The following is a 6,129-nucleotide window of genomic DNA, read 5'->3' on the forward strand; positions in this document are numbered from 1 at the left end:
CCTGGACGTAGGGCTTGTAGGAGCCCTTGGGGTTCCAGTAGACGACGCTGCCGCCGGTGATGGGGAAGGAGATGGCGCCGTTGGCGAGGGTCGCGGTGCCTTCGGCGGAGGGGGTCAGGCCGAGGCTGGTGAGGGCGGCGACGAAGTTGCTGTCGAGGGCGACGGAGGTGTTGCCGCCGAAGAGGGCGGGGACGGCTGCGACGGGGGCGGGGATCTTCGACGAGGCGGCGAGGTGCACGTTCGGGGTGGCGTTGGCGGCGGTGACGCCGACTCCGGCGACTCCGGCGATGAGGAGACCGGCTGCGGCGAAGGAGACTCCGGCTTTGGAGAGCTTGAACATTTGGTGATCCTTTGGTGGAAGGTTTGTGGGCGTCTGCCCGATGTCAGGTGTTCGACGCCCTGCCCCCAGGGGTTGGGTCCGATGCGGTCTTTTTCCCCGTCGTTACTCACTCGTGACCTTCGACGGCCTCTCACATTCCGCCCCCGGCATACGAGAATGGCAGCGTGTCGCACTCCTTCTCGCCGCGGGCCCAGCACCGCGGACGACGCCCCCCTCCGAACGAAGGCCTCCCGCGGACGTCCGTCGTCCAGCGCGCCGTCGCTCGCGGATGGCTCGTCGGTGGGCGGGCCTTGCTGGCCCTGGCCGTTCTCACGGTCGTGGTGCTCCGCGTCACCCGACCGATCTGGGCGCAAGCCGGCTTCGACGCCGTCGGCATGTCGAAGCAACCTCTGGTGCAGTCGAGTGTCGGAGTGTTCCTGGCGGTCATGCTGCTGCTGCCGCTGATGGTCCTGCCGGTGGGCGCACTCTCCCTCGTGACCGTCGAGGCTGAGATCCTCACTGTCCGCACGGTCCTCGGCAGACGGCGCCTGGGGCATCCGGCCTGGTTCAAGGGCAGTGTCGTCATGGCCGGGAGCGAGCTGAGCGGCAATGACATCCATTTCGTCCTCCTTGCGAACTCCTGGACGCGCTGGGCCATCGTCAGCGCGGGCCTCTGGTCGGATGCAGGCTTCCTGTACGCGCTCGGGACGCGATCGAGCGATCAGATCCGTTTCACGAATCGGGGTCGATGGGCAAGCGAATGGGCGGCCTTCCGACGTAAGGCGTTCGGCTACCTCGTGCTCTTCGGGTGGATCGCCATCGGATGCGCTCTGGCACTCGTCGTCTTCGTCATCGTCACTTCCTGACCACGGGGCGTGGCCGGGGAAGACGGGGGATGCTCGGGCCTCCGTACCCCGCCCCGACGGGCCCCGCGTAGCGTCAGAGGTTCGCGCACGTCGACCTCCGGAATGAGCCCATGCCTCGACCCACCGCAATCCTGTTCGACATCGACGGGACCCTCGTCGACTCCAACTTCCTGCACGTCGAGGCATGGGACGGCGCCTTTCACGACTGCGGCTTCCAGGTCCCGTCGTGGAAGATCCAGCGGGCCATCGGCGCCGACGGGTCGAAGCTGCTCGAGATGCTGCTGCCCGACGCGAGCGACGACGACCGCCACGCGGCCAAGGATCGCCACGACGAGCGCTACCCCGAGCTCGCCGACCGACTCCAGATCCTTCCGGGGGCCCGCGACCTCGTCACCCTCCTCCACGACCGCGGCCACCGGGTCGTGTTCGCGACGTCGGCTCCCGAGTCCGAGCTGAAGAACCTCCGGGGCCTGCTCGACCTCGAGGACGCCCTGTACGCGGTGACGTCGTCCGAGGACGTCGAGAACGCCAAGCCGGCACCGGACATCATCGCCGTCGCTCTGGAGAAGGCCGGGGTCGACCCGAAGGACGCCGTCATGATCGGCGACTCTACGTGGGACGTCGAGTCCGCGAACAAGGTCGGAGTCCGGGCGATCGGCGTGCTGAGCGGGGGAACGGGTGCAGCAGACCTCCGCGATGCCGGGGCCGTCGAAGTGTACGAGGACGTGGCGGCCCTCCGCGACGAGCTGGATTCGAGCATCCTCACTCGCCTTGAAGCCGCCTGGAACTAAGGGCGCTCCGGCTTCGTCGCCACCAGGAAGTGCCGGAGGAACGGGTACACGGTGCCATGCGGGCCCTTCGGGTAGGCGTCGCGGAGAGCGGCGGCGTAGGCCGCCTCGAACTCGGCGGCCTCGGCGTCGTCGAGCAGGGAGAGCACGGGGCGGAGGCGTGTGCCCCGCGACCAGTCGAGCACCGCGTTCTCGCCGGGTAGCACGTGCAGGTAGGTGGTGTCCCAGGCCTCGGCCCGGAGGCCCGCCTCGAGCGCGAGGGCCAGGTAGCCGGCTCCCGTCTCGACCGCGTCGGCATCGCGCACGAAGACCTGCCCCAGGCGGTCGCGCCACCGCGGCGCCTCGGTCGCGGCCTTGAGGAGCGTGTGGGACGGCGACGCGAAGTTGCCCGGCACCTGGAGAGCGAACGTCGCCCCGGGATCGAGCGCCGCGAACCAGGCCGGCAGCATCCGCTGATGCCCGGGCACCCACTGCAGCGCCGCGTTCGTCACCACGACGTCGTCGCCGGGGGAGGGGCGCCAGTTTTCGATGGACTCGTGCTCGAAGCGGAGGTTCGCCGGCAGGTCGTCCTGCTCGCGGGCCGCCTCGAGCATGTCCGGGGAGGAGTCGATGCCGACCACCTCGGCGTCGGGCCAGCGGTCGGCCAGCAGGCGGGTCATGTTCCCGGGGCCGCATCCGAGATCGACGACCCGGCGGGGTGAGAGAGTGGGGATGCGCGCCGTCAGATCGAGGAACGGCTGCGCCCGTTCGCCGGCGTACTGCCCATAGCGGCTCGGGTTCCAGCGGGTTCCGGTCATGGGCGGCTCCTTCTTCGCGTTCTCCTCGCACTCTAGACGGGGCCCTCGTTCCCGACACGTGCCACCCGGCCCGGCTTGCCGCAGGATGGACGCATGCACCACGTCTCGCTGCGACTCCCGTTCACGCAGCCCCTCGACCCGTCGAACCTGCTCGGGCACCTCGTGGCCACGGCGGTTCCGGGCGTCGAGGAGTACCGCGACGGCGCCTACCGCTCGACGGTCCGCCTTCCGCACGGTCCGGGCATCGTCGCCGTGCGTCCACCGACCGAGGGCACGTTTCCCGTGACGCTGCAGCTCGCCGACGAGCGCGACCTCGCCGAGGCCACCCGCCGGGTGCGGTTCCTCCTCGACCTCGACTCCGACCCGGTCGCCACGGGGGAGGGGCTCGGGCGCGATGCCCGCCTGCGCCCGCTGGTGGCCGCCGCTCCGGGTCGGCGGGTGCCGCGCATCCTCGATCCCGCCTCGATGGCGCTGCGCGCCGTCCTCGGGCAGCAGGTGTCGACGGCCGCCGCGAGGACGCATGCGGGTCGCCTCGTCGCGGCACTGGGGGAGCCCGTCGTCGACGACGCCGGCGGGCTGACGCATCTGTTCCCGCGTCCCGCCGAGATCGTCGCGGCGACCGCCGACCTCGACGACATCCTGCGCATGCCGGCCTCCCGGCGTCGGACCGTCCTCACGATGGCCAGCGCCCTGGCCGACGGCCTCGTCGATCTCGGGCCCAACGGTGACTGGCGCGTCACGCGAGCCGCTCTCCTCGCCCTCCCCGGCATCGGGCCGTGGACCGTCGAGACGATCGCCATGCGGGCCCTCGGCGATCCGGACGCGTTCCTCGAGTCCGACCTCGGAATTCTCAAGGCCGCGACGCCGCTCGGTCTGCCGGCTGCCCCGCGTCCGCTGCTCGCGGCGTCGCGCGCCTGGTCGCCGTGGCGGGCGTACGCGGTGCAGTACCTGTGGGCGACGATGCCGCACGCGGTCAACTCGCTGCCGGATGCGGTCCCGACGGCCGTCGCATCCCCCGTGACAGACCTGCCGGAGGTCGTCGCGTGAGCTACGCCGTCGTCGACTCGCCGATCGGACTCCTCACGCTCGTGGTGGACGACTCCTCGGGCGGACTCCGGGCGCTCTACATGGAGAACCACCGGCACCGGCCCGAGGTCACGACGTTCGGCACGCTCTTGGAGAAGCGCGAGGCGGCGAGGATGCTCGGGGCGGTGTCATCGCAACTGAACGAGTATTTCGCGGGGGAGCGCTCGGTGTTCGACGTGCCGACCGCTCCTGTGGGCACCCCGTTCCAGCTCGCCGTCTGGCAGCAGTTGCTCGAGATCCCGTTCGGCACCACCCGCACCTACGGCGAGCTGGCCCTCCGCCTCGGCAACCCGAAGGCGGTTCGGGCGGTCGGCCTGGCGAACGGGCGGAACCCGCTCAGCATCGTGGTGCCGTGCCATCGCGTGATCGGGGCGAGCGGGGCGCTGACGGGATTCGGCGGGGGGATCGAGCGGAAGGAGTTTCTGCTCGCGCTCGAGGGGGCGCTGCCCGGGCATCCCGCCCTCTTCTGACCCGGCCTTGTGCTTCTGACCCGTGCTCGCCCGTCAGGGCTTGCGCCGCAGCAGGTCGGGGACGTCGCTGTGCTCGACGATGTGCGCGGCCACGTCGGGGGAGAGAAGTCTCGCGACGAAGACGATGCGTCGCCGCTGCGATTCGGGGGCGCCGAGGATCGGTTCGTGATGCGCCACCCGGTTGCGGAAGTCGCGGAGGGCCGAGAGGGTCTCGTGCAGCCGGTTGCGGTCGGTGCCCGGTGGGAAGGCGTGGCGGAGGTAGGGGGTCCAGACGAGGTCTTCATGCGAGCCCGCAGTCATGAAGGTCCAGAAGCCGAACATGATCTCGGCGACGACCTTGCCGGGCAGGAAGTGGCCGGCCGGGCCGGTCACGGACTGCCGCGCCCTGGTGGCCAGCTGTCGGGTAGTCCCGTTGCGGTCAGAGTGCGTCGGGCCGGTGGTCGGGGTGGGGGGAAAGAGGACGAGAAGGGTTCGGGGCTCCGACCAGTGGCGGTCTCCCGGGGTCGTAGCGCGGCGAAGCTGTCGATCGTAGGCGTTGCGCAGAGCGACCTCCAAGTGAGCGAGATCGTGAAGGAACGCCGCGCTCAAACGGGCATTCCACTCGTACATCGCCAGAGCTCTCGCCCGGTCACCACCGCACTTCCGGGTGAAGGTCTCGAACCGATCGCCGCTCAGCCACACCTCTGGCCAGCGCGCGGAAGGAGTGTGCGTGGTCACTGCTAGACTCCTCTCGAAAGCCCTTGCCGGTCTCTGTCATTGACATACTACTTGGGTTCCGAAAATGGACGGCCTCGGTATTCCCCCTGCGGACCCGGGGCCGTTTGCCCTTTTCAGCGTGTGCTAGTTTGTTCCTGAAAGCCCTTGCTGGCCCCTGTCATACGACATGCGACTTGGGTTCCGAAAAGGTTCGCCCCGGTATTCCGTTCCAGGACCCGGGGCTTTCCGCTTTCACGGGCGAGGTCTGCCGGCGAGGCCGATGGCACTGTCGCGGGGCCGACCGGCGGCGTAGCGTTAAGGGTCAGAACGAGGCACGGGAGGCCCTCCGGATGAGCCCGAACAACCCAGGCCCCGAGGGTGCCGGCCCGAACAGCGCAGGCCCGGCCAGCGCACGCCCCGGCGGCGACACCGGCGCCGCAGACCGCAAAGGCGCGAGCCCGCGGGATGCACGGGGCGCCGCCCACCCGGAGCGCACCGTCCGCGATCCCAGCCTCGCCGCTGCCCGCTACCGCCTGCAGAAGGCGGCGGGGGAGACCGGCGAGGCCACCGTCGACGAGCGTCCTCGCCCGACCGCCGCACAGCTCCGTGCCATCGCCAAGACCTCCCTCGACATCGCCATCGACCGGGGCGACTTCGACGACCTGCCCCTGGCGGGCAAACCGCTGCCGGGCCTCGCGGGCGGCACCGTCGATCCCAACTGGTGGATCAAGGGGCTCATCGAGCGAGAGGGTCTCTCCGGCGTCGCCCCGCCGGCACTGTCGCTCCGCACCGAGAACGCGCAGCTCGACGACCTTCTCGACGCCATGGCGACCGAGGCGTCGGTCCGGGCGCACCTCGCCGGTTTCAACGATCGGATCGTCGAGGCCCGGCGGCAGCTCACCGGCGGCCCGCCGGTCGTCACGCCGCTGCGCGACCTCGACGCGGAGGTCGTTCGCTGGAGCGAACGGCGACAGGAACGCCGGCGCCAGGCGTCCCAGGCGGCCGAGGTTGCTGCCGCGGACGTCCCCCCGACGTGGCGCGAACGCCGCCGCGCCGCCCTCGAGGCTGGCGAGCACGGTCTGCAGCGAGTCGCGGGTCGGGTTGGCC

General features: G+C 70.6%; 7 protein-coding genes and 1 pseudogene. 5 read left to right on the forward strand and 3 right to left on the reverse strand.

The genetic code is table 11. From position 1 onward, the window contains the following. Positions 1-340 (reverse strand): annotated as a pseudogene (locus ABEA39_RS15165) (hypothetical protein); the annotation flags it as partial. Between the two features lie 164 nt (positions 341-504). Between ABEA39_RS15165 and ABEA39_RS15170 the strand changes: the two are divergent. Both ABEA39_RS15170 and ABEA39_RS15175 read left to right on the forward strand, forming a co-directional pair. Then, positions 505-1,185: a hypothetical protein gene (locus ABEA39_RS15170; protein ID WP_345376782.1), complete on the forward strand. Its 681-nt coding sequence runs from the start codon at positions 505-507 to the stop codon at positions 1,183-1,185. A 110-nt stretch (positions 1,186-1,295) separates the two neighbouring features. Beyond that, on the forward strand, positions 1,296-1,976 hold the full coding sequence (locus tag ABEA39_RS15175) for an HAD family hydrolase (RefSeq protein ID WP_345376783.1): 681 nt from the start codon (positions 1,296-1,298) through the stop codon (positions 1,974-1,976). Here the strand turns inward: ABEA39_RS15175 and ABEA39_RS15180 are convergent. Then, positions 1,973-2,770, reverse strand: a complete 798-nt coding sequence (locus tag ABEA39_RS15180; RefSeq protein ID WP_345376784.1) for a methyltransferase domain-containing protein — start codon at positions 2,768-2,770, stop codon at positions 1,973-1,975. The two genes, ABEA39_RS15175 and ABEA39_RS15180, sit on opposite strands and share 4 nt — an antisense overlap. A gap of 93 nt (positions 2,771-2,863) precedes the next feature. Here ABEA39_RS15180 and ABEA39_RS15185 point away from each other — a divergent pair, with 93 nt between their 5' ends. Both ABEA39_RS15185 and ABEA39_RS15190 read left to right on the forward strand, forming a co-directional pair. Further along, on the forward strand, positions 2,864-3,817 hold the full coding sequence (locus ABEA39_RS15185) for a DNA-3-methyladenine glycosylase family protein (protein ID WP_345376785.1): 954 nt from the start codon (positions 2,864-2,866) through the stop codon (positions 3,815-3,817). After that, positions 3,814-4,326, forward strand: coding sequence for a methylated-DNA--[protein]-cysteine S-methyltransferase (locus tag ABEA39_RS15190; protein ID WP_345376786.1), 513 nt, complete (start codon positions 3,814-3,816; stop codon positions 4,324-4,326). The genes ABEA39_RS15185 and ABEA39_RS15190 overlap by 4 nt, the downstream gene beginning before the upstream one ends. Positions 4,327-4,359: 33 nt before the next feature. Here the strand turns inward: ABEA39_RS15190 and ABEA39_RS15195 are convergent, their stop codons facing one another. Next, entirely contained in the window at positions 4,360-4,698 is a 339-nt protein-coding gene (locus tag ABEA39_RS15195; protein WP_345376787.1) for a hypothetical protein, read from the reverse strand. A gap of 674 nt (positions 4,699-5,372) precedes the next feature. Here ABEA39_RS15195 and ABEA39_RS15200 point away from each other — a divergent pair. After that, positions 5,373-6,129, forward strand: a 757-nt coding sequence (locus ABEA39_RS15200; protein ID WP_345376788.1) for a DnaJ family domain-containing protein, incomplete at its 3' end; no start/stop codon positions are given.

This window comes from Frondihabitans cladoniiphilus, assembly GCF_039544345.1.
Taxonomy (GTDB): domain Bacteria; phylum Actinomycetota; class Actinomycetes; order Actinomycetales; family Microbacteriaceae; genus Frondihabitans; species Frondihabitans cladoniiphilus.

Bases quoted from the DNA above. Each gene is read 5' to 3' on its own strand.
- ABEA39_RS15175 (WP_345376783.1), top strand. From the start codon at position 1,296: ATGCCTCGACCCACCGCAATCCTGTTCGACATCGACGGGACCCTCGTC.
- ABEA39_RS15185 (WP_345376785.1), top strand. From the start codon at position 2,864: ATGCACCACGTCTCGCTGCGACTCCCGTTCACGCAGCCCCTCGACCCG.
- ABEA39_RS15180 (WP_345376784.1), bottom strand. From the start codon at position 2,770: ATGACCGGAACCCGCTGGAACCCGAGCCGCTATGGGCAGTACGCCGGC.